17 protein-coding genes, 8 tRNA genes, 1 rRNA gene and 3 pseudogenes are annotated in these 22,206 nt (G+C 52.1%); all 29 read left to right on the forward strand.

What is annotated here, in order from left to right:
* Positions 1–99 precede the first annotated feature (99 nt).
* The 29 genes and pseudogenes from MHI43_RS00735 (at position 100) to MHI43_RS00875 (ending at position 22,067) form a co-directional block, all read left to right on the forward strand.
* Positions 100–3,026: ribosomal RNA gene (locus MHI43_RS00735) — 23S ribosomal RNA — on the forward strand.
* A gap of 80 nt (positions 3,027–3,106) precedes the next feature.
* Positions 3,107–3,198: transfer RNA gene (locus tag MHI43_RS00740), tRNA-Ser, on the forward strand.
* A 32-nt stretch (positions 3,199–3,230) separates the two neighbouring features.
* A tRNA-Met gene (locus MHI43_RS00745) sits at positions 3,231–3,307 on the forward strand.
* Between the two features lie 9 nt (positions 3,308–3,316).
* Positions 3,317–3,392: transfer RNA gene (locus MHI43_RS00750), tRNA-Val, on the forward strand.
* A 24-nt stretch (positions 3,393–3,416) separates the two neighbouring features.
* Positions 3,417–3,492, forward strand: a tRNA-Thr gene (locus MHI43_RS00755).
* A gap of 13 nt (positions 3,493–3,505) precedes the next feature.
* Positions 3,506–3,582 (forward strand) — tRNA-Asp (locus tag MHI43_RS00760).
* Between the two features lie 206 nt (positions 3,583–3,788).
* Positions 3,789–3,861, forward strand: a tRNA-Phe gene (locus MHI43_RS00765).
* 12 nt (positions 3,862–3,873) lie between these two features.
* Positions 3,874–3,959, forward strand: a tRNA-Tyr gene (locus MHI43_RS00770).
* A gap of 7 nt (positions 3,960–3,966) precedes the next feature.
* Positions 3,967–4,039: transfer RNA gene (locus MHI43_RS00775), tRNA-Lys, on the forward strand.
* 140 nt (positions 4,040–4,179) lie between these two features.
* Positions 4,180–5,406: a helix-turn-helix domain-containing protein gene (locus MHI43_RS00780; RefSeq protein WP_341283213.1), complete on the forward strand. Its 1,227-nt coding sequence runs from the start codon at positions 4,180–4,182 to the stop codon at positions 5,404–5,406.
* 108 nt (positions 5,407–5,514) lie between these two features.
* Positions 5,515–6,639, forward strand: coding sequence for a sn-glycerol-3-phosphate ABC transporter ATP-binding protein UgpC (gene ugpC / locus MHI43_RS00785; RefSeq protein ID WP_012818391.1), 1,125 nt, complete (start codon positions 5,515–5,517; stop codon positions 6,637–6,639).
* 526 nt (positions 6,640–7,165) lie between these two features.
* Positions 7,166–8,104: an HPr(Ser) kinase/phosphatase gene (hprK, locus tag MHI43_RS00790; RefSeq protein WP_009595669.1), complete on the forward strand. Its 939-nt coding sequence runs from the start codon at positions 7,166–7,168 to the stop codon at positions 8,102–8,104.
* 21 nt (positions 8,105–8,125) lie between these two features.
* Positions 8,126–9,265, forward strand: coding sequence for a prolipoprotein diacylglyceryl transferase (gene lgt / locus MHI43_RS00795; RefSeq protein ID WP_036663926.1), 1,140 nt, complete (start codon positions 8,126–8,128; stop codon positions 9,263–9,265).
* A 7-nt stretch (positions 9,266–9,272) separates the two neighbouring features.
* Positions 9,273–9,923 (forward strand): pyrophosphatase PpaX, encoded by a 651-nt coding sequence (ppaX, locus tag MHI43_RS00800; RefSeq protein WP_036663929.1) that lies wholly within the window; start codon positions 9,273–9,275, stop codon positions 9,921–9,923.
* 13 nt (positions 9,924–9,936) lie between these two features.
* Positions 9,937–10,443 (forward strand): acyltransferase, encoded by a 507-nt coding sequence (locus MHI43_RS00805; protein WP_036663931.1) that lies wholly within the window; start codon positions 9,937–9,939, stop codon positions 10,441–10,443.
* Positions 10,444–10,623: 180 nt separating this feature from the next.
* Positions 10,624–11,850, forward strand: coding sequence for an acyltransferase (locus tag MHI43_RS00810; RefSeq protein ID WP_012818395.1), 1,227 nt, complete (start codon positions 10,624–10,626; stop codon positions 11,848–11,850).
* A gap of 349 nt (positions 11,851–12,199) precedes the next feature.
* Complete coding sequence (locus MHI43_RS00815) at positions 12,200–13,393, forward strand: ATP phosphoribosyltransferase regulatory subunit (RefSeq protein ID WP_036663934.1); 1,194 nt, start codon at positions 12,200–12,202, stop codon at positions 13,391–13,393.
* Positions 13,394–13,446: 53 nt separating this feature from the next.
* The gene (gene hisG, locus MHI43_RS00820; RefSeq protein ID WP_012818397.1) at positions 13,447–14,088 is read left to right on the forward strand and encodes an ATP phosphoribosyltransferase; all 642 of its coding nucleotides are present in this window, start codon (positions 13,447–13,449) and stop codon (positions 14,086–14,088) included.
* Positions 14,089–14,206: 118 nt separating this feature from the next.
* On the forward strand, positions 14,207–15,490 hold the full coding sequence (hisD, locus tag MHI43_RS00825) for a histidinol dehydrogenase (RefSeq protein WP_341283281.1): 1,284 nt from the start codon (positions 14,207–14,209) through the stop codon (positions 15,488–15,490).
* A gap of 92 nt (positions 15,491–15,582) precedes the next feature.
* Positions 15,583–15,834 (forward strand): annotated as a pseudogene (locus tag MHI43_RS00830) (histidinol dehydrogenase); the annotation flags it as partial.
* Positions 15,835–15,926: 92 nt separating this feature from the next.
* A pseudogene (locus MHI43_RS00835) lies at positions 15,927–16,178 on the forward strand (histidinol dehydrogenase); the annotation flags it as partial.
* Positions 16,179–16,270: 92 nt separating this feature from the next.
* Positions 16,271–16,522 (forward strand): annotated as a pseudogene (locus MHI43_RS00840) (histidinol dehydrogenase); the annotation flags it as partial.
* A 65-nt stretch (positions 16,523–16,587) separates the two neighbouring features.
* Entirely contained in the window at positions 16,588–17,193 is a 606-nt protein-coding gene (gene hisB / locus MHI43_RS00845; protein WP_009595657.1) for an imidazoleglycerol-phosphate dehydratase HisB, read from the forward strand.
* A gap of 3 nt (positions 17,194–17,196) precedes the next feature.
* Positions 17,197–17,805 (forward strand): imidazole glycerol phosphate synthase subunit HisH, encoded by a 609-nt coding sequence (gene hisH, locus MHI43_RS00850; protein ID WP_036662825.1) that lies wholly within the window; start codon positions 17,197–17,199, stop codon positions 17,803–17,805.
* A gap of 37 nt (positions 17,806–17,842) precedes the next feature.
* Entirely contained in the window at positions 17,843–18,574 is a 732-nt protein-coding gene (gene hisA, locus MHI43_RS00855; RefSeq protein WP_187293006.1) for a 1-(5-phosphoribosyl)-5-[(5-phosphoribosylamino)methylideneamino]imidazole-4-carboxamide isomerase, read from the forward strand.
* A gap of 70 nt (positions 18,575–18,644) precedes the next feature.
* Complete coding sequence (gene hisF / locus MHI43_RS00860; RefSeq protein ID WP_036662824.1) at positions 18,645–19,403, forward strand: imidazole glycerol phosphate synthase subunit HisF; 759 nt, start codon at positions 18,645–18,647, stop codon at positions 19,401–19,403.
* A complete protein-coding gene (gene hisIE, locus MHI43_RS00865; RefSeq protein WP_036662822.1) occupies positions 19,400–20,101 on the forward strand; it encodes a bifunctional phosphoribosyl-AMP cyclohydrolase/phosphoribosyl-ATP diphosphatase HisIE in 702 nt (233 codons plus the stop codon). The genes hisF and hisIE overlap by 4 nt, the downstream gene beginning before the upstream one ends.
* Positions 20,102–20,112: 11 nt before the next feature.
* Positions 20,113–20,952, forward strand: coding sequence for a histidinol-phosphatase HisJ (gene hisJ / locus MHI43_RS00870; RefSeq protein ID WP_036662821.1), 840 nt, complete (start codon positions 20,113–20,115; stop codon positions 20,950–20,952).
* 164 nt (positions 20,953–21,116) lie between these two features.
* Positions 21,117–22,067: a ribose-phosphate pyrophosphokinase gene (locus MHI43_RS00875; RefSeq protein ID WP_012818404.1), complete on the forward strand. Its 951-nt coding sequence runs from the start codon at positions 21,117–21,119 to the stop codon at positions 22,065–22,067.
* Positions 22,068–22,206 lie beyond the last annotated feature (139 nt).

The raw sequence follows: 22,206 nt of genomic DNA on the forward strand, positions 1-22,206 counted from the left end.
TCATCGATCCTTTGGAAGTTTGTTTCCACCTATTAACTCGTTTAGTAGATCAGGAAACAAACGGATAACAGAGCGATGAGCACAATATCCGGAGCAATTGGTTAAGCTACTAAGAGCACACGGAGGATGCCTAGGCGCTAGGAGCCGAAGAAGGACGTGGCGAACAACGATACTGCCTCGGGGAGCTGTAAGCAAGCTTCGATCCGGGGATGTCCGAATGGGGAAACCCAGCTGATGTAATAGTCAGTTACCCGTATCTGAATACATAGGATGCGAGGAGGCATACCCAGGGAACTGAAACATCTAAGTACCTGGAGGAAGAGAAAACAAGAGTGATTCCGTCAGTAGCGGCGAGCGAACGCGGAACAGCCTAAACCAGAGAGCTTGCTCTCTGGGGTTGTGGGACGTCTCACATGGAGTTACAAAGGAACATATTAGGCGAAGAGGTCTGGAAAGGCCCGCTATAAGAGGTAAAAGCCCTGTAGCCGAAAGTATATTCCCTCCGAGACGGATCCCGAGTAGTGCGGGGCACGTGAAACCCCGTATGAATCCAGCAGGACCATCTGCTAAGGCTAAATACTCCCTAGCGACCGATAGTGAAGCAGTACCGTGAGGGAAAGGTGAAAAGCACCCCGGAAGGGGAGTGAAATAGAACCTGAAACCGTGTGCTTACAAGAAGTCAGAGCCCGATCTATGGGTGATGGCGTGCCTTTTGTAGAATGAACCGGCGAGTTACGTTCCCATGCAAGGTTAAGGCGAGAAGCCGTAGCCGCAGCGAAAGCGAGTCTGAATAGGGCGATTTAGTATGTGGGCGTAGACCCGAAACCGTGTGATCTACCCCTGTCCAGGGTGAAGGTGCGGTAACACGCACTGGAGGCCCGAACCCACGTATGTTGAAAAATGCGGGGATGAGGTGGGGGTAGCGGAGAAATTCCAATCGAACTCGGAGATAGCTGGTTCTCCCCGAAATAGCTTTAGGGCTAGCCTCGGAATGAAGAGTCGTGGAGGTAGAGCACTGATTGGGTGCGGGGCCCGCAAGGGTTACCAAGCTCAGTCAAACTCCGAATGCCATAGACTTATATCCGGGAGTCAGACAGTGAGTGCTAAGATCCATTGTCAAAAGGGAAACAGCCCAGACCATCAGCTAAGGTCCCCAAGTGTGTGTTAAGTGGGAAAGGATGTGGAGTTGCACAGACAACCAGGATGTTGGCTTAGAAGCAGCCACCATTTAAAGAGTGCGTAATAGCTCACTGGTCGAGTGACTCTGCGCCGAAAATGTAACGGGGCTAAACACACCACCGAAGCTATGGCTTGATGCTTATGCATCAGGGGTAGGGGAGCGTTGTATGCAGGTTGAAGGTGTACCGTAAGGAGCGCTGGACAGCATACAAGTGAGAATGCCGGTATGAGTAACGAAAAGATCAGTGAGAATCTGATCCGCCGAAAGCCCAAGGTTTCCTGAGGAAGGCTCGTCCGCTCAGGGTAAGTCGGGACCTAAGGTGAGGCCGAAAGGCGTAATCGAAGGACAACAGGTTGAAATTCCTGTACCACCGTAAACCGTTATGAACGATGGGGTGACGCAGGAGGGTAGTGACGCGGACTGATGGATGTCCGTCCAAGCAGTGAGGCTGATGTGTAGGCAAATCCGCACATCGTAAGGCTGGGCTGTGATGGGGAGTGAAAATTACAGTAGCGAAGGTCATGATCTCACACTGCCAAGAAAAGCCTCTAGTCAGGTGAAGGTGCCCGTACCGCAAACCGACACAGGTAGGCGAGAAGAGAATTCTAAGGCGCGCGGAAGAACTCTCGTTAAGGAACTCGGCAAAATGACCCCGTAACTTCGGGAGAAGGGGTGCCTCGGTAGGGTGAATAGCCCGAGGGGGCCGCAGTGAAAAGGCCCAAGCGACTGTTTAGCAAAAACACAGGTCTGTGCGAAGCCGTAAGGCGAAGTATACGGGCTGACGCCTGCCCGGTGCTGGAAGGTTAAGGGGAGCGGTTAGGAGCAATCCGAAGCTGTGAACCGAAGCCCCAGTAAACGGCGGCCGTAACTATAACGGTCCTAAGGTAGCGAAATTCCTTGTCAGGTAAATTCTGACCCGCACGAATGGCGTAACGACTTGGGCGCTGTCTCAACGAGAGATCCGGTGAAATTTTAATACCTGTGAAGATGCAGGTTACCCGCGACAAGACGGAAAGACCCCATGGAGCTTTACTGCAGCTTGATATTGGATTTGGGTACGATCTGTACAGGATAGGTGGGAGCCTAAGAAGCATGAGCGCCAGCTTGTGTGGAGGCGACGTTGGGATACCACCCTGATCGTATCTAGGTTCTAACCTAGTACCGTGATCCGGTACGGGGACAGTGTCAGGCGGGCAGTTTGACTGGGGCGGTCGCCTCCTAAAGAGTAACGGAGGCGCCCCAAGGTTCCCTCAGAATGGTTGGAAATCATTCGAAGAGTGCAAAGGCATAAGGGAGCTTGACTGCGAGACCTACAAGTCGAGCAGGGACGAAAGTCGGGCTTAGTGATCCGGTGGTACCGCATGGAAGGGCCATCGCTCAACGGATAAAAGCTACCCTGGGGATAACAGGCTTATCTCCCCCAAGAGTCCACATCGACGGGGAGGTTTGGCACCTCGATGTCGGCTCATCGCATCCTGGGGCTGAAGTAGGTCCCAAGGGTTGGGCTGTTCGCCCATTAAAGCGGTACGCGAGCTGGGTTCAGAACGTCGTGAGACAGTTCGGTCCCTATCTGTCGTGGGCGTAGGAAATTTGAGAGGAGCTGTCCTTAGTACGAGAGGACCGGGATGGACGTACCGCTGGTGCACCAGTTGTTCCGCCAGGAGCATGGCTGGGTAGCTACGTACGGACGGGATAAGCGCTGAAAGCATCTAAGCGTGAAGCCCCCCTCAAGATGAGATTTCCCAGTATGTAAGACCCCTTGAAGACGACGAGGTAGATAGGTTGGAGGTGGAAGTGCAGCAATGCATGGAGCTGACCAATACTAATCGGTCGAGGGCTTATCCAAATATATTTCAATGTGCTGCAAATTCGTTTCGTATCTAGTTTTCAGGGAATCAATCTCTGTAACTGCATACAAGTTATGATGGAGAGATACCCAAGTGGCTATAAGGGGACCCTCTGCTAAGGGGTTAGACTGCGTAAGCGGTGCGAGGGTTCGAATCCCTCTCTCTCCGCCATTTGAATAACTTGGATGCAATAAGGTTTATATGGCGGTGTAGCTCAGCTGGCTAGAGCGTACGGTTCATACCCGTGAGGTCGGGGGTTCGATCCCCTCCGCCGCTACCATACATACCTGGAGGCTTAGCTCAGCTGGGAGAGCATCTGCCTTACAAGCAGAGGGTCGGGGGTTCGATCCCCTCAGCCTCCACCATGTATATTTTTATTACCTTACCATGCCGGTGTAGCTCAATTGGTAGAGCAACTGACTTGTAATCAGTAGGTTGGGGGTTCAAGTCCTCTCGCCGGCACCATCTTTAATAATGCGGAACTGTGGTGTAGAGGCCTAACATGCCTGCCTGTCACGCAGGAGATCGCGGGTTCGAATCCCGTCAGTTCCGCCATTATTTACAAGCTTCAGGGATGAGAGTCCATAACCGGGTTCGTCGGAGCATATCCTCGTTAGCACAGACTTCGCAGTCTCGAACGAAGAGAGAGTATCCCGTCAGTTCCGCCATTATTACTCTTAAGGAATAAAAATGGTCGGTTTTCCACAGATTAAAGTGGGAAGTGTTACACTCCGCACTTTATTTTAATGTTATTCATGTTTGGCTCGGTAGCTCAGTCGGTAGAGCAGAGGACTGAAAATCCTCGTGTCGGCGGTTCGATTCCGTCCCGAGCCACCTTTATATTTTGGAGGATTAGCGAAGTGGCCAAACGCAGCAGACTGTAAATCTGTTCTCGTCCGAGTTCGGTGGTTCGAATCCATCATCCTCCACCAGTAATAAGAGCCATTAGCTCAGTTGGTAGAGCACCTGACTTTTAATCAGGGTGTCGAAGGTTCGAGTCCTTCATGGCTCATCCGAAAGGGTCGTCAACGTTGTTGACGGCTCTTTTTGTGTTGTTTTTACTGAACTATTTCCCAAGGCACACGGACTTAAAGAGAAGGAATTGTCGTTTGTGCAGGATGATATGCTAAAATAAGAAAAAACGATAAAGTGGTGGAGTCATCAATGGTGGAGATGGAGCATATCGTTCAGAAACTGGAGCAGACCTTGGGTACCTCACTCGGCTTAAAAACATTGAATGAGCAGGAATCGCTATGGCTCACGGAATCGATGGCGATCACTTCGCGATACGGTGACCGGTTAGGTCGAGAAGAAAGCGCTGCAAGTTCAAATCGCCATGGAGAAAGCGTAAGCTCAAACACAACACGAATGGTTGATGGTGCTTATGTGCATAAGGAGCTTGGTGAGATTTGGTTTCCCGTTAATCAACAGGATCTGAGCCGAGTCCTCGTGGCGGATTCCAATGCTTTGACGGAGTCGGAGATTGGGCTTGTCGCTCTTTTATTGGCGAGCCTTCAGGAAGCGCCTTCAGGCGCGATGTCAAAGAATGCAGCCAAGGTTGAAGAAGAACGGCGCGCCCAGCAGTTGGGCGGTTGGTTGAAAGAGCGCCTTCAAGCCGGCGAGCTGCTTGCTGAACTACCGGATGAGATGCTGATTCGGACAAGCTTGACGGAGGAAATGGTCCCCTTTCTCCTCATTCATGAGAGCGAGCATGCTCCCACGCCAAGTTATAAAGCGCTGCTGCGGTTGTTGCGCAGTTATTTTGACGGGGATATCGTTCTTGTGCCGCTGCTGGATAAGGAATGGATTATCCTTGCCAATCAAGAGCTGTTGGGCGGCATAACGACGGATGATAAAGAGGAAGCATCCTCGGAAGCCGATCAGGATTTGCTGTCCTTATTCTGTATGGGGCTGTACGAGCTCATTTCAACGGAATGGGTGGGCGATTTTCATATTTCGGCGATCCCGGCAGTCAATGCGCTTCATGCTTTGCCGCAGACGGTTGGCATGCTGCGAGAGACCATGACCATCGGGCGTACTTTTCAGGTCAAGGAGCATATTCATCTGTCGACCGGTCTTCATCTGGAGCGTCTGGTCTACAGCATTCCTGAGTATCAACGGAATCAATTCCTGCGGGAGTACGCTGCCGGACATACCGACTTATTCGAGGACAGTGAGACCTTGTCGACGCTGGAGTCTTTTTTTGAATTGGACTGCAATGTGAGCGAGACGGCCAAACACCTGTATATTCACCGAAATACGCTGCTGTACCGACTGGATAAGATCAAACAGGAGACGGGGCTTGACGTTCGCAGCTTCAGTGACGCGGTATTGGTGAAAATAACGCTTCTATTGTATAAAGTGACGAAAAGGAAATAGGTTTTTTGTGCAGATTGTGTATAGCAAGTCAGGTGCCTATGGGGTAATATAAGATTATAAATTAATTGTATTCGATTTCATAACATTCATATGAGGGGGCAAATGCACATGGCTGGTGTACGCTTAGAGCATATTTATAAAAAGTATGCAGGTGCGGATAAAGCAACTGTAATTGACGTTAATTTGGATATTAAAGATAAAGAATTCTTGGTATTGGTAGGTCCTTCCGGTTGCGGTAAGTCTACGACACTTCGTATGATCGCAGGTCTTGAGGAAATTTCCGAGGGTAAACTTTACATTGGCGACCGCGTTGTTAACGATGTAGCACCTAAAGATCGTGACATCGCGATGGTATTCCAATCCTACGCCTTGTATCCGCATATGAACGTATATCAGAACATGGCATTCGGTTTGAAACTCCGTAAAGTGAAGAAAGACGAAATCGATAAGCGTGTACGTGAAGCAGCAAAAATCCTGGATATCGAGCATTTGCTCGAGCGTAAACCGAAAGCTCTTTCCGGTGGTCAGCGTCAGCGTGTTGCCTTGGGCCGTGCGATTGTCCGTGATCCACAAGTCTTCTTGATGGATGAGCCGCTTTCCAACTTGGATGCGAAACTCCGCGGTCAGATGCGTGCTGAAATTACTAAGCTGGTGAAGCGTCTTGAAACCACTTGTATCTATGTAACGCATGACCAAACAGAAGCTATGACGATGGGTGACCGTATCGTTGTTATGCAGGATGGCATCATTCAACAAGCGGATTCCCCAGAGCAGCTGTACAACAATCCGAACAACCTGTTCGTTGCTGGTTTCATTGGTTCACCAACCATGAACTTCATCAACGGTAAATTGTCCGAGCAAAACGGTGGCGTATACTTCACTTCCCAGGGCTTGAACGTTCAAGTTCCAGGCGGTAAAGCACAATTGCTCAAAAATAAATCCATGATTGGCAAAGAAGTAATCATGGGTGTTCGTCCGGAAGATATTCATGAAGAGCCAGTATTCCTGGAAGCTTCCCCGAACACAATCTTCACAGCGAAAGTGGACGTTACCGAGAACCTTGGTCACGAAATGCTCTTGTACCTCAGCGGCTTGGGCACCGACACAGTTATCGGCCGTGTAGACGGACGTTCGACTACTCGCGAAGGCGACAATGTGAAATTGGCACTCGACATGAACAAAGTTCATATCTTTGATAAAGAGTCTGAATTGAACGTATTGCTCGAAGATTAATCTTCAGCAATCGAGATCTCTTGAAAACCGCCCCTCAAGGGGCGGTTTTTTTAGGAGAAAAAGACATAAAACTAGGCAGTTTCTGCCCTTATCCGAAGGGTTCAGGCAGTTCTAGCAGACGGTAGAAGTGGTCCTAGGGTAAAAGTGTGTAAAGCAGACAACCAATTGTCGATATAAAAAGAGAATTATCTTTAGTAATAGAACATCCTTTTTTTAGTCGCAGTATGCCGTAGCAGCGTCGCATCACTCCTGGATAAGTCCAATGTCCTGCTATCGGATAGCCGGTTAGAATTGCATTCATTGGCTTTTTTCGATAAGATAAGCACAAAGCAAGGCATACATAAGCATTGAACGTATGGGTTGTTGGGGCGTATTCCATGAAGCATGACCGACCGCCGGCAAGGCTTGTGACGTCCTATTTAATTAGTAAAGTAACCGATCATGAAATATATCATCCAAAACGAGCCGTGCAGCATGCCGGTTGCGTTGTGATGTCAACATACAATGGAAGAAGAGGGGTAAGACCATGGCCAAGAAAGTGAAGGTATCCGAGCTGGTCCAGCAGTTTCAGCTGGAGGTCATCGCAGGTGAAGAAGGCTTGAAACGTCAGATTACAACGGACGATCTGAATCGCCCGGGATTGGAAATGGCCGGTTATTTTGAATATCATCCGCGGGAACGGGTTCAGCTTATGGGGCGCACGGAGCTGGCTTTCTTCGGAATGCTGAAGCCGGAAGAGCGGAAAGAACGCATGCGCAGCCTGTGTACGGAAGAAACGCCTTGCATCGTGGTTACGCGTTCCCTGGAAGTGCCGGAAGAGCTGGTGGAGCTCGGCAATGAAAGAGGTTTGCCCGTGCTGCGCAGCAGCATGGCGACGACCATCCTGACAAGCCGATTCACGAGTTTCCTGGAACGCAGACTTGCGCCAACGACGACCATCCACGGGGTATTGTGCGATGTGTATGGCGTGGGGATGCTGATCACGGGCTCGAGCGGTATCGGGAAAAGCGAAACGGCTCTGGAGCTCGTCAAACGCGGACACCGCTTAATCGCGGACGACGCGGTGGAGATCCGCCAGACCTCGGATTTTCAGCTGCATGGAACAGCGCCTGAGCTGATTCGCCATCTGCTGGAGATTCGCGGGGTCGGTATTATTAATGTTATGACGTTATTCGGTGCTGGCGCCGTTCGGAATAATAAACGGATTACGCTTGTTGTTCGATTGGAGGCCTGGCAGCAGGATAAACAGTATGATCGTCTGGGATTAGATGAAGAGACAACACGAATTATAGAGACGGATATCCCTCTGGTCACCATTCCGGTTCGTCCAGGACGTAACCTTGCGGTTATTATTGAAGTGGCAGCTATGAACTACAGATTGAAGCAAATGGGACTGAATGCTGCACTGCAGTTTACGAACAAGCTGACGGCAACGATTGCTGAAGATATGGACGATTTGGACTAGGACTAGGGAGGGTTATAAGTGATGCAAACATTGCTCATCGATCCGGTGGCGTTCTCCATCGGATCGCTGCGTGTTCATTGGTATGGCTTGATTTTGGGCCTGGGTGCCTTGGCGGGTCTGCTGCTGGCCATTCGCGAGGGGAAGCGTTTTGGCATTCCGCAGGAATTTTTCATGGATTTGCTCTTGCTTGGGGTTCCTTCCGCTATTATCGGTGCTCGTATTTATTATGTAGCTTTTAAATGGGAAGACTATAAGGATAACTTCCTGGATGTGTTCAAAATATGGAATGGCGGGATTGCGATATTCGGCGCCTTGATCGGCGCCATTATCTGTGCGTTGATCTATGTTCGCCGAAAAGGCTACAACTTCTGGCGAATTGCCGATATCTGTGCGCCGTCCTTGTTGGCCGGCCAGATCATTGGACGCTGGGGTAACTTCGTTAACCAGGAGGCCTATGGCGGTCCTGTCAGCGAGTCTTTCTTGCGCGGAGAGCTGCATTTGCCTGATTTTATCGTGAATCAAATGAACGTACAGGGCGTATTCCATCACCCTACCTTCTTATATGAATCGCTGTGGAACCTGTTGGGTATCGTCATACTGCTTATCATTCGCAGACAGAAATTTCTGCGGGCAGGCGAACTCTTCATCGGGTACTTCATCTGGTATTCCATCGGCCGGTTCTTTATTGAAGCGGTGCGGACGGACAGCTTGGCTTTCCAAGGCGCCACAGGACTTGCCGATTTCATTAACAATACGTTATGGGCACCGATGACTTGGATGGGCTTTGAACTGGGCCACCTGGATCCGGCTTATGGCAACATTCGAATCTCCCAGCTGCTGTCCGTGTTGATTGTCATTGGAGGCATCGTACTGATCATTGTGCGCCGTGTGACGGGCCGCGCCAATGTGCGTTATTTGGACCCGATCGTGTCGACGAAGACCGGAGCAGGTCCAACGCCGGAAGCCGATCTTCAAACGAACAAAACCGTCAAGTCTTCTGCGCCGGCTCCTGCTAAACAGCATAAACAGGCCGCAGAACCGGAGGAAATGGCGGATAAAGACGTTGTTACCCAAGCAGAGGAGACAGAAGTCAAATCCTCACCACGGGAAGAAGAAGACACTCCGACAATAAAACCGGATACGGAGGACAAAAAGGAGTAGTTGCAGCATGATCGAAACCGTACTGTTTGATTTGGACGGCACCATTATCGACACGAATGAATTGATTATCTCATCGTTTATGCATGTTTTCGAGGCGCAGGCCCCGGGACCGTTGACCAGAGAGCAGATCATTCCGCATATGGGAACCACGCTGGAACAGCAGCTGCAGGCTTTCTCAGGGGGCGTCGAGGATGTCAGTCCGCTTATCAAAGCCTATCGCTCTTTCAACACGATCCATCATGATGACATGGTCAAACCATTCCCGCATGTGAACGAAGTCGTGGAGCGTCTTCATCGTCACGGGCTTTCGCTCGGGATCGTAACCACGAAGATCCGTCCTTCCACCATGATGACGCTGGAGAAGTACGATCTGGAGCGCTTCATGTCGGCGATTGTTACGGTAAACGACGTGGAGCATCCGAAACCGCATCCGGAGCCCGTTCTGACGGCGATTGAGCAGCTGGGGGCCAATCCGGCCACCACTTTGATGATCGGAGACAGTCCGGTGGACATTCAGTCTGCCAAGGCGGCGGGCGTGAAGGCCGCCGCTGTAGCTTGGTCCCTCAAGGGTGAGCAAAAGCTGATGGAGTACGGGCCGGACTTTATATTGAAGGATATGAGAGATCTGTATGAAATCGTAGGACTTCAAGAGGAATAGGAGTTTTGGCAGCATGGCCAGAAAGATTACCCGTTATCCTGTAGAAGGCCCCAACGCGTTATGGCAAATCTACCGCACCGTGAGCCCGTTCAAGGGCGTCAAGAACTTCATTTTTATCCAGATCGCCCGGTATTGTCCTATCCTGCCTATGAAGAATTGGATCTATCGCCATATGCTCGGGATGAGAGTGGGGAAGCATACCGCGTTTGGCTTGATGGTCATGGTGGATGTGTTTTTTCCGGAGAAAATAACCATCGGCGAGAATTCGGTCATCGGCTACAACACGACCATTCTGGCGCACGAGTATTTAATAAAGGAATATCGTTTGGGTGAAGTGCGGATCGGGGAGAACGTGCTCATCGGCGCGAACACCACGATTTTGCCTGGGGTAACGATCGGAGACGGCGCGGTCGTTGCGGCCGGATCTGTCGTACATAAAGATGTGGCACCTGGTGTTTTTGTAGGCGGGAATCCATTGCGAGAGCTGAAGAGGACATCGACGGAAAGCGAGTCAATTTGAGGTAATGTGACAAGTCAGGTTCTCAAGCTTGCTGAATTGTTGTAGAATGAGTAAAGGATAACCTGACACAAAGCGAACAATAGTCCCCGGGGTATGATGGCCTTGAGGGACTTTTTTGCCCGTCCATTCGCATACATTGACTCTATCAACAAACTCGAAAACAAGGAGGCGACGCCTGACATGGGTGCAACGCTGAACAAAAAGGAAAGGCTGCCGCAGCTCGATATTTATCGTGCGCTGGCCATCCTGGGCGTGCTTCACGTTCATGCGACTTCATTTGCAACGGTGGATGCGATTGATTCGCGATTCTATTATATTATTAATTTCTTGAATATTTTCTTTAAATACGGTACACCCTCTTTTATATTCCTAAGCAGCTTTGTGCTGTTCTATAACTATGCGGACCGGCCGCTGACCAAGGACTTGATCAAAAACTTCTATAAACGGCGGCTCTTGTACATTTTGCTGCCGTACGTGTTGTTCTCGATCATCTACTTCTTTGTGCGGATGTATCAGAACGGGATGCTGAACAGTTCGTTTGATCTATGGGCACAGATGCCGCTATTCTTTGAACGCTTGGCTCGAGGGCAGAATTATACGCACTTATACTTTGTATTTATCAGTTTGCAGTTCTATATTCTGTTTCCGATCTTCCTCAAGCTGTTCAAATCCTCACGGTTTCTCGTAAGGTGGGCGGTGCCGATCGGATTCCTGCTGCAATGGGGTTTCATCATCTGGAACAAATACGAGCTGCAGTACACGTTTAAAGGCAGCTTGGCCATTTCGTATTTAGCCTACTATATGCTGGGCGCTTATCTGGCGATGAATTACGATAAATTCAAGGGCTGGCTGACGTCATCATGGAAAAAGCAAACCTCTGGTCAAAGAGCAGGCACGATCGTGTTATGGGCCGGCTGGCTCGCGATGGCGCTGACGCATGTGCAGATTTGGTACAATCAGAGATTGCATGGCGCCAAATATGATTCCCTGTTGTACGAGCTGTTGTGGAATCTGCACACCGTGTTCTCCGCGATAGTGCTGATGCAGCTGGCGAGCTGGCTGTATAGCAGCGGCTGGAAACTCATCGTGAAAGTGCTGACGCGGATTGGCGAGCTGTCTTTCGCGATCTATCTCGTGCACCCGCTCTGGCTGTTCCTGTATCGGGAATTCGATCCGAAGCTGAATCCGGTAACCGATGATTATCTGATCTGGATATACGGCGGGATGGTAACGGCATTGATCGTCAGTGCGTTAGTGGTGCAGACGGTGTTCCGGTGGATTCCAGGGTCGTGGATGCTGCTGGGCAGCGTTCCTCGATCATTGAAGCCATCCTCGAAAGCACCTGCGACACCATCGCAGAGAAAAGACACCGTTACGGGCGACAGCAAGAAATCGGTCGATCTATAGGAACATCAGGCCTAATGTTAAAACTTCTTATCCTTCATCATGAAGCAAAGCCGTCCGGGCTGCCGGGCGGTTTTTTTGTATTGGCGCCATCCGGATCCATGCAGGGGTTCAGCCAATTAGACAAGCAAGCCACGCTGGTCCGTTCTTGTGTTACAATTATACCCAGAAGTTAGACGGATCTATTGATGCGTAAGGCGGGTACCGACAGAGAACGATACATAGCAGAACGCATGCGTATGCATTGACGATCAGGCAGGATTCATGGTAATATAGCCAATATCCTTTAATTTATTAGCAAGGTACCACTTTACCATATTAAAGACTTTTACTGAATTTGAGGTGGAGCGTCATGTCTAAACCGAAAGGCTTCGAGAAACCGGCAGGTGTTCGTGATTATCTTCCTCATGCGGTCACCAAGCTGCGTCGGATTGAACGCGAAGTGCTTGCATGCATGGACCGCTGGGGTTACCGGCAGATTATGACACCAACGATGGAATATTACGATACGGTAGGCGTGGCAAGCTCTACGTCGGACCAGAAGCTGTTTAAACTATTGAATAAACGCGGCACGACGATGGTGCTGCGTTCCGATCTGACCGCTCCCATAGCGCGGGTCATGTCCTCGCTGCTGAAGGATGAGCCGCTTCCGGTGCGTTTGTCTTACCATGCCAATGTATTTCGCGCCATTGAGGAGGAAGCGGGGCGGGAAGCGGAATTCTTCCAGACCGGCGTCGAGCTTGTGGGCGATGATACGCCGGAAGCCGATGCCGAAGTGATTGCGCTGGCCATCGAATCCCTGAAGGCGGCAGGCGTGGAGAAATTCAAAATCGCGATGGGTCATATGGGTTATCTGAATGGCCTACTTCAAGAGGTGCTGCCCGATCGGACGGAGGATCAGGAGAGCCTGAAGCAGGATTTGCTGAACCGCGACTACGTCGGATACCGCAACACCATTGCCAGCCTGAGCCTGACGGAGGTACAGCAGGATCAGCTGGAGGGAATCCTGAAGCTGCGCGGAGGCAGGGAGATTGCCGGGCAAGCTCTCGAGATTAGCAGCGATGAACTCGCGAGAGCTTCTATCGAGCATCTGAGCAAGGTATGGGAAGTGCTCGAGGCTTACGACGTCTCCAGACATGTTCTGTTTGATTTGACGATGCTCGGAGACTTCTCCTATTACACGGGAATGACGTTCGAGGGTTATGCTGCGGAGCTGGGCTCTCCCGTCGCAAGCGGCGGTCGTTACGACAAGCTGCTTCGGCAGTTTGGCCGTGCCGTTCCGGCAACAGGCTTTGCACTCAAGACCAATCGCATTCTCGATGGGGTGCAAGGAGAGGAGATTGTCGAGGAATTGCCCATTCTGATCCGGTACACGGCTTCCCATCGAAAGGAAGGACTGGCTAAAGCCTCAGAACTTCGGGCGCAGGGACATTCCGTCATCACTTCGATCATACCGGATTCGGCTAATGCCCGAGATGCCGAGGTACCCGTTGTGTCAGGCAGTCTGCTCAATAGAGGATACCGAGAGGTCATTACCCTTCGATAGGAAGCGGATCTATAACGATTATCATATAAGTTTAAGGTCAGGAGGATTCGAACGTGGCGGAAACGTTGAAAGTAGCGATGCCCAAAGGGCGCATATATAAAAAAGCATCCGCGCTGTTCCGTTCAGCCGGACTTCCGATACCCCTCGACGTGGATGAGACGCGCAAGCTGGTCATTCCCTTGCCGGAGGCAGGAATGGAATTTATCCTGGCGAAGCCGGTGGATGTGCCGACTTATGTGGAATACGGCGTGGCGGATATCGGTATCGTCGGCAAGGACGTGCTGATGGAAGAGAACAAGGACGTTTATGAGCTGCTTGATCTCGGCATTGCGCGGTGCAGGATGTCGGTCATCGGCTTGCCGGACTGGAAGCCGGGCATACGACAGCGTGTTGCCACCAAATATCCGAACGTGGCTTCACAGTATTTCCGTGAGCAGGGCCAGCAGGTTGAAGTGGTTAAACTGAACGGTTCCATCGAGCTTGCACCGCTCATCGGCTTGGCAGACCGAATCGTGGATATGGTGGAAACAGGCCAAACGCTTAAAGAGAACGGACTTGTAGAGATGACCAGCATCTTTGAAATTACAAGCCGCCTAATTGCCAATCGCGTCAGTTATCGGATGAAGAATGATGAAATTCAGGCATTGTGCGATCGGCTGCAAACGGTCATTATGTCTGAGGGAGCGAATATTTAGCGCTAAGAAATAAGGCACCAACTGGATGAGCATGGATGATCGAATGGATCATCCTTCATTCATCAACAAACGCCATGCATGCAGCATGATGCAAGCAGCGGGATTGGGGGAGATTAAGGTGAAGGTAGTATCAGCACGGGACTTTGAGCTGAAACGGGAAAATGATTACGGCACACCAGAGCAGAATGAAGTCGTGAAGGCGATTGTGCGGGATATTCGGTCCGAAGGAGATGCCGCCTTGCTGCGGCATACCGAACAATTGGACCGTGTCCGTCTGACAGCAGGTCAGCTTCGCGTAACGGATGAGGAGCTCAAGGCAGCTTATGATCATGTGGAGCCTTCGTTCGTGAAGGCGATACAAGCCGCGGCAAACAACATTCGCGCATTTCATGTGAAGCAGAAGCGGAATTCCTGGATGGATCTACAGCCGGACGGCAGCATCTTGGGACAAATCATTCGTCCGTTGAAACGCGTCGGTGTCTATGTGCCCGGTGGAAAGGCAGCCTATCCTTCATCCGTGCTGATGAACGTGATCCCGGCCCAAGTGGCAGGCGTACCCGAAATCGTCATGGTCACTCCCCCGGCAACCGGCGGGAACGATGGAATCAATCCCTATATTCTGGTGGCTGCAGCCGAGGCAGGCGTTACGGAAATCTACCGCGTAGGAGGAGCACAAGCCATTGCGGCATTGGCCTACGGCACGGAGACCATTTCCCCCGTCGATAAGATTTGCGGGCCCGGCAATATTTACGTTGCCCTGGCCAAACGTGAAGTGTACGGCGCAGTCAATATTGACAGCCTGGCCGGTCCAAGCGAGATTGCGGTATTGGCAGATGAACATGCAGATGCTTCGTATATTGCAGCGGATCTGCTTTCCCAAGCTGAGCATGACGAGATGGCATCGGCCATTCTCGTGACGCCTTCCCGAAAGCTGGGCGAGGCTGTTGCCGCCGAAGTAGAGCGGCAGCTTGAGCTGCTGCCGCGGCGGGACATCGCCCGCGCTTCCGTGGACAGCTATGGCGCGGTGATTGTCACGGAATCCCTTAAGGAAGGGATTGAAGTCATTAACTCTTTAGCGCCGGAGCATCTGGAGATCGTGACGGAGGAGCCGATGGCGATCGTAGGCCAGATCGAGAACGCAGGCGCGATCTTCCTAGGACCGTACAGCTCAGAGCCGGTAGGCGATTATTTTGCAGGACCGAACCATATCATTCCGACGAATGGGACGGCACGGTTCGCATCACCAGTGGATCTGGACGATTTCATTAAGAAATCGAGCTTGATCTACTACAGTAAAGAAGCTCTGCTGCGCGACGGCGAGCAGATCATGGAGCTGGCCCGGCGCGAAGGGCTTGAGGGCCATGCCCGGGCGATCGAAATCCGGCTTGAACAAGAACGATAAGAAATCAGACCAGAACAAGCATCATTTGTTCATCATAAATATTCCGTATAGAGGAGGCAATCCACGTGAGCAGTTTGGATGCAGCAGCTAGATTCCTAGGACCGTACAGCTCAGAGCCGGTAGGCGATTATTTTGCAGGACCGAACCATATCATTCCGACGAATGGGACGGCACGGTTCGCATCACCAGTGGATCTGGACGATTTCATTAAGAAATCGAGCTTGATCTACTACAGTAAAGAAGCTCTGCTGCGCGACGGCGAGCAGATCATGGAGCTGGCCCGGCGCGAAGGGCTTGAGGGCCATGCCCGGGCGATCGAAATCCGGCTTGAACAAGAACGATAAGAAATCAGACCAGAACAAGCATCATTTGTTCATCATAAATATTCCGTATAGAGGAGGCAATCCACGTGAGCAGTTTGGATGCAGCAGCTAGATTCCTAGGACCGTACAGCTCAGAGCCGGTAGGCGATTATTTTGCAGGACCGAACCATATCATTCCGACGAATGGGACGGCACGGTTCGCATCACCAGTGGATCTGGACGATTTCATTAAGAAATCGAGCTTGATCTACTACAGTAAAGAAGCTCTGCTGCGCGACGGCGAGCAGATCATGGAGCTGGCCCGGCGCGAAGGGCTTGAGGGCCATGCCCGGGCGATCGAAATCCGGCTTGAACAAGAACGATAAGAAATCAGACCAGAACAAGCATCATTTGTTCATCATAAATATTCCGTATAGAGGAGGCAATCCACGTGAGCAGTTTGGATGCAGCAGCTAGATTCCTAGGACCGTACAGCTCAGAGCCGGTAGGCGATTATTTTGCAGGACCGAACCATATCATTCCGACGAATGGGACGGCACGGTTCGCATCACCAGTGGATCTGGACGATTTCATTAAGAAATCGAGCTTGATCTACTACAGTAAAGAAGCTCTGCTGCGCGACGGCGAGCAGATCATGGAGCTGGCCCGGCGCGAAGGGCTTGAGGGCCATGCCCGGGCGATCGAAATCCGGCTTGAACAAGAACGATAAGAAATCAGACCAGAACAAGCATCATTTGTTCATCATAAATATTCCGTATAGAGGAGGCAATCCACGTGAGCAGTTTGGATGCAGCAGCTAGATCAGCCGGCGTGAGCCGCAAAACCAATGAGACCGACATTGCCCTGGATTTCAATGTCGATGGGACCGGGATTTCGGAATTGGAGACCGATGTGCCGTTTCTGAATCATATGCTTGATTTGTTCACAAAGCATGGCCAGTTTGATCTTCGCGTCAAGGCAAAGGGCGATATCGAGATCGATGACCACCACACGGTGGAGGATATCGGGATCTGCTTAGGGCAGACGTTCCGCGAAGCGCTGGGTGATAAAAAAGGCATCAAACGTTATGCCAGCGTGTTTGTGCCGATGGATGAGGCGCTTGCTCAAGTTATCGTGGATATCAGCAACCGCCCGCATTTTGAGTACCGGGCGGAGTATCCTTCGCAGCAGGTAGGCTCTTTTCATACCGAGCTTGTCCATGAATTTCTGTGGAAATTGGCGCTGGAAGCCCGGATCACGCTGCATGTCATCGTTCATTACGGACACAATACCCATCATATGATTGAAGCGGTGTTTAAGGCGCTCGGCCGTGCATTGGATGAGGCGACCACCGTGGATCCGCGGGTGACCGGCGTACCGTCCACGAAGGGAGTGCTCTAAACGATGGCCATTGCAATCGTGGATTACGGCATGGGCAATCTGCACAGCGTGAGCAAAGCGGTAGAGCGGCTTGGGTATCAGCCGCTCGTTACGGGGGAGCGGGAGGAGCTTCTGGCGGCGGATGGCATCATTCTGCCCGGAGTCGGCGCATTCGGAGATGCCATGGAGCAGCTGCGCGAAGCCTCGCTGGACTCGGTCATGAAGGAAGCTGCAGAGTCGGTAAAACCGCTGCTGGGGATCTGTCTCGGCATGCAGCTCCTGTTCAGCCGGAGCGAGGAGCATGGCAAGTATGAAGGGCTGGATATACTGCCCGGATCGGTTGTACGGTTTGCGGGTGGGGACTACAAGGTGCCGCATATGGGCTGGAATTCATTGCAGTTCGAGAAGCGGGAGCACCCGCTGTTTGCGGGACTTGAGGAAGGTCATGTGTATTTTGTCCACTCGTATCATGTTCTTCCTGAGGTTCAGGCTGATTTGCTGGCGGTTACCGATTACGGTCAGCCAGTAACGGCCATCGTGGGCCGCGGTTCGGTGTACGGCATGCAGTTCCATCCCGAGAAGAGCGGAGAGCTTGGGATGAGCCTGCTTCGCAATTTTTTGGCTTTAACGTAAGGCGAACGAATAGACCAATTGGAAAGTGGGAATGGGGATGTCCTCTTTTATCATATATCCGGCAATCGATATTCGCGGCGGCAAATGCGTCAGGCTGGTCCAAGGCGATTATAATCAAGAAACGGTATACAATGACAATCCGCTCGAGGTAGCCAAATCGTGGGAAGAGCAAGGCGGCACATTTATTCATCTCGTGGATTTGGACGGTGCGAAGGCAGGTCAGCCGGTGAACGACGGCATTATCGGGAAGATTGCATCCAGCGTTCAGGTTCCGGTTCAAGTAGGCGGAGGCCTGCGCACGCTGGCGGATGTTGAGCGGCTGCTGTCACTTGGCGTCAGCCGGGTGATCATCGGCACGGCGGCGATCGAAGACCGCGTCTTTACGGAAGCGGTGCTGGGCAAGTACGGGGATAAGGTAGCCATCGGAATCGACGCGCGCAACGGATACGTCGCAACGAGAGGCTGGCTGGAAACGTCGGAGGTTCAAGCCGAAGTATTGGCAAAAGAATTAGCAGCCAAAGGGGCGGAAACCTTCATCTTCACCGACATTTCCCGCGATGGAATGATGCAGGGGCCGAACGTAGAGGCGATTGTCTCGCTGGCCAAAGCCAGCGGCCGCTCGGTCATCGCTTCTGGCGGCGTGACGAAGCTGGACGATCTGCTGGCGCTCAGCGCGCACAGCGGCGACGGTGTAGGCGGAGCGATCGTGGGCAAGGCGCTGTATACAGGCAATATTGACCTGAAAGAGGCTATTACGCGTATTCAATGAGGATTTGAACCAGTGTCTATTCGAATCATCAGAGATCGATAGAGTTCATATAGGGGAAGAGGGGAAAGGCATGCTGGCAAAACGGATCATACCTTGCCTGGACGTGAAGGACGGTCGGGTGGTAAAGGGCGTAAACTTTGTGAATCTCCGCGATGCGGGCGATCCCGTGGAATTGGCGGCGCTCTACGACCGGGAAGGCGCAGATGAGCTTGTCTTTCTGGATATATCGGCTTCGGTTGAAGGCCGGGCAACGATGGAAGAAGTCGTTCGGAGAACGGCAGGGGAAATCGCCATTCCTTTTACCGTGGGCGGAGGCATTTCGTCCGTAGAGGACATGAAGCGGATTCTGCGGGCGGGCGCGGATAAAATCGGGATAAATACGGCAGCGGTCAAGCAGCCGGAGCTCATCTCCGCCGGGGCGCGCAAATTCGGCTCCCAATGCATCGTCGTGGCGATCGACGCCAAGTACAACGAAGCGTGGGGAGAATGGGAAGTGTATACGCACGGCGGACGTACGCCTTCCGGCATCAAGGCGCTTGATTGGGTGAAGCAGGCGGAAAGCCTGGGTGCGGGGGAGATTCTGTTGACCAGCATGGATGCGGACGGAACGAAGGACGGCTTCGATCTGCCGCTGACATCTGCCGTCGCCTCGACAGTGCAGATCCCGGTCATCGCGTCCGGCGGTGCCGGCAAAGAGGATCACTTCTATGACGTATTCACTCAGGGCAAGGCGGATGCGGGTCTTGCCGCCACGATTTTTCACTATAAAGAGATCTCGATCCCTCATCTCAAGTTGCAGCTTAGCCAAAAAGGAGTGGATATACGGTGAGCGAAGATATGTTGAAAGATTTATCCCTGGAGCAGGTCAGCGAGCATATCCGTTGGGATGCCTCGGGCCTGGTGCCGGCGATTGTACAGGATGCACAGAGCAAGCAGGTGCTGATGATGGCTTATATGAATCGGGAATCACTGCGATTGACGCTGGAGAGCGGCGAGACTTGGTTCTGGAGCCGTTCGCGCGAGGAGCTGTGGCATAAGGGGGCGACTTCCGGGAATGTACAGACCGTGGTATCGATGACATACGATTGCGACGGAGACACCCTCTTGCTGCAGGTGAATCCGAATGGACCTGCCTGTCATACCGGACAAACGACCTGCTTCCACAATGAGATTACCGCTCAAGCGCAGAAGAACGAACCTGCTAATCAAGGTGCAGCGGTATCCGGCGAGCGCTTCGCGGTACTTGCCGAGCTGGAAGAAGTCATTGCCCAGCGTGAGGTGGAACGGCCGGAAGGGGCCTATACGACCTACCTGTTCGATAAAGGCGTGGACAAAATCCTTAAGAAGGTGGGCGAAGAAGCTTCCGAAACGATCATTGCCGCCAAAAATAAAGACAACGCCGAGCTGAAGCTTGAAGTCAGCGATCTGATCTATCACCTGCTGGTACTCCTTCAGGAGCGGAAGCTCCCGCTGGATGAGATCATGGATGAGCTGAGCCGCCGGCATGAACGGCCGCGCCGCGATTAGGAGGCTTACCGATGCATATTGATTACCATACCCACCATGCCCGGTGCGGACACGCCGAAGGGCAGCTGGAGGAGTATGTACGGCGCGCCATCGAACTCGGGATGGATCAACTGGGCTTATCGGACCATATGCCTTTGATACACGTGAATCCGGAGGCATACTATCCGGAGATGGCCATGCCGATGGACGAGCTGCCGCGTTACGTGGAAGAATGCCTGCAGCTGAAAGAGCGCTACAGAGGGCAGATTGACATTCGGATCGGACTCGAAGGCGATTATATCGAGGGCTATGAAGAACAGATCGAGCGGATCGTGAAGGACTATCCGTGGGATTATGTCATCGGATCGGTTCATTTTCTTGGCGAATGGGACATCACGGATTACCGCCAGACCCAGGGCTGGGAGGGCAAGGATCCGCTTGAAGTCTATCGACAATATTATGATGCGGTGCAGAAGGCTGCCGCAACCGGCTTCTACGATATCATGGGCCATCTGGACGTGATCAAGCGGTTCGGTTATGGGCCGGGCCCCGAACAGAAGCCGGACGTGATCGCATTGGAGCAAGCAGCGCTTGCGGCCGTGGCCCGGAGCGGGAAGGCGATGGAGCTGAACGCCTCCGGTTTATCGAAGGCCTGCGAGGAGATGTTTCCAAGCCGGCGAATGCTGGAGGAAGCGATCAAGCAGGGCATTCCGTTGACTTTAGGGTCGGATGCTCATCAGCCCATGAAGCTTGGCGATCATCTGGATCAGGCCCGGGCACTGTTGTCGGAGCTTGGCGTTCGGGAGCTTGCGACCTTCCGTAACCGGAAGCGGGAGATGGTGCTTTGGAATGTGGAAGGAAACGATGTATAATAAAGACAAGCACTAATTGCAAACAGGTTCATTGCAGACGGCTGTTTTCCCCTCCAGACTACCCTCGACGGGTTGCGGAGGCGGGAACGGCCTGATTTGACGATAACGCTTTCAATCCATCGTTGCATCCGCCGACTACTAACCACTCTCGTCAGGAGGTCCTCATGTATCGTTCATTACGATTGTTCGCCGGAACTTCCAATCCGGCGCTTGCCGCCAGCATCAGCCAGCAGTTGGGCGTTGAATTGGGAAAGATCAAGATTTCCCGCTTTCAAAGCGGCGAGGTTTATGTCCACTATGAAGAAAGCATCCGCAATTGCGACGTTTTTCTGCTGCAGTCCTTTTCTCACCCTATCAACGAAATGTTCGTAGAGCTGCTCGTGATGATTGATGCCGCCAAGCGTGCTTCCGCCAGAACGATCAACATCATTGTTCCGTATTACGGTTATGCCAGACAGGAACGAAAGGCCGCGCCGCGAGAGCCGATATCGGCCAAAATGGTAGCCGACGTGCTAACCACAGCCGGTGCCAACCGGGTGATAACCATTGATCTGCATGCACCTGCCATCCAGGGGTTCTTCAATATACCGGTGGATCATCTGACTGCGCTGGATTTGATTACGGAGTATCTGAAGTCCAAGAATATCGAGAATCCGGTTATCGTTTCTCCCGATGCCGGACGGGCGAAGACGGCCGAGAAGCTTTCGAGCCGCCTGGGATCGCCGTTTGCCATGATGGTCAAGCAGCGTCCAGCCCATAACGAAGCGGTCATTACCCATGTTATTGGAGACGTGGCGGGACGCACGCCGATTATTATCGAAGACCTGATTGACACGGGAACCACCATCGTGCAGGTGGTGGAAAGCTTAAAGGAACGGGGAGCCAATGATGCCATTGTGTGCGCGACCCATGGCCTGTTCTCCGGTGAAGCACTTGACCGTCTCGACCATGCTCATATCGAGGAGATCGTGGTCACGGACTCCATCGTGCTCCCGGACCATCACTGCAAGATGCGGTTAAAGGTGCTGTCTGTTGCGCCTATGCTGGCCCAGGCCACTCACATTATCATCGAGGGCGGATCGATCGCCACTTTATTCAAAGACGCCGGTGTGTAAACTGGTGTCTTTTTTCTGCAAATGACGTCGTAACTTGTGTTATACTGTTGTGGATAGAGGAGCAAGTTAAAGGAGGTGCCTTGCTTTTCGTGAATGGTCATCCATATGGGTCAAGTGACCCCCACAATGTTATATCTAT

Origin of the sequence: Paenibacillus sp. FSL H8-0457, from assembly GCF_038051935.1 — a bacterium.
Classification (GTDB): Bacteria; Bacillota; Bacilli; order Paenibacillales; family Paenibacillaceae; genus Paenibacillus_AQ; species Paenibacillus_AQ lautus_A.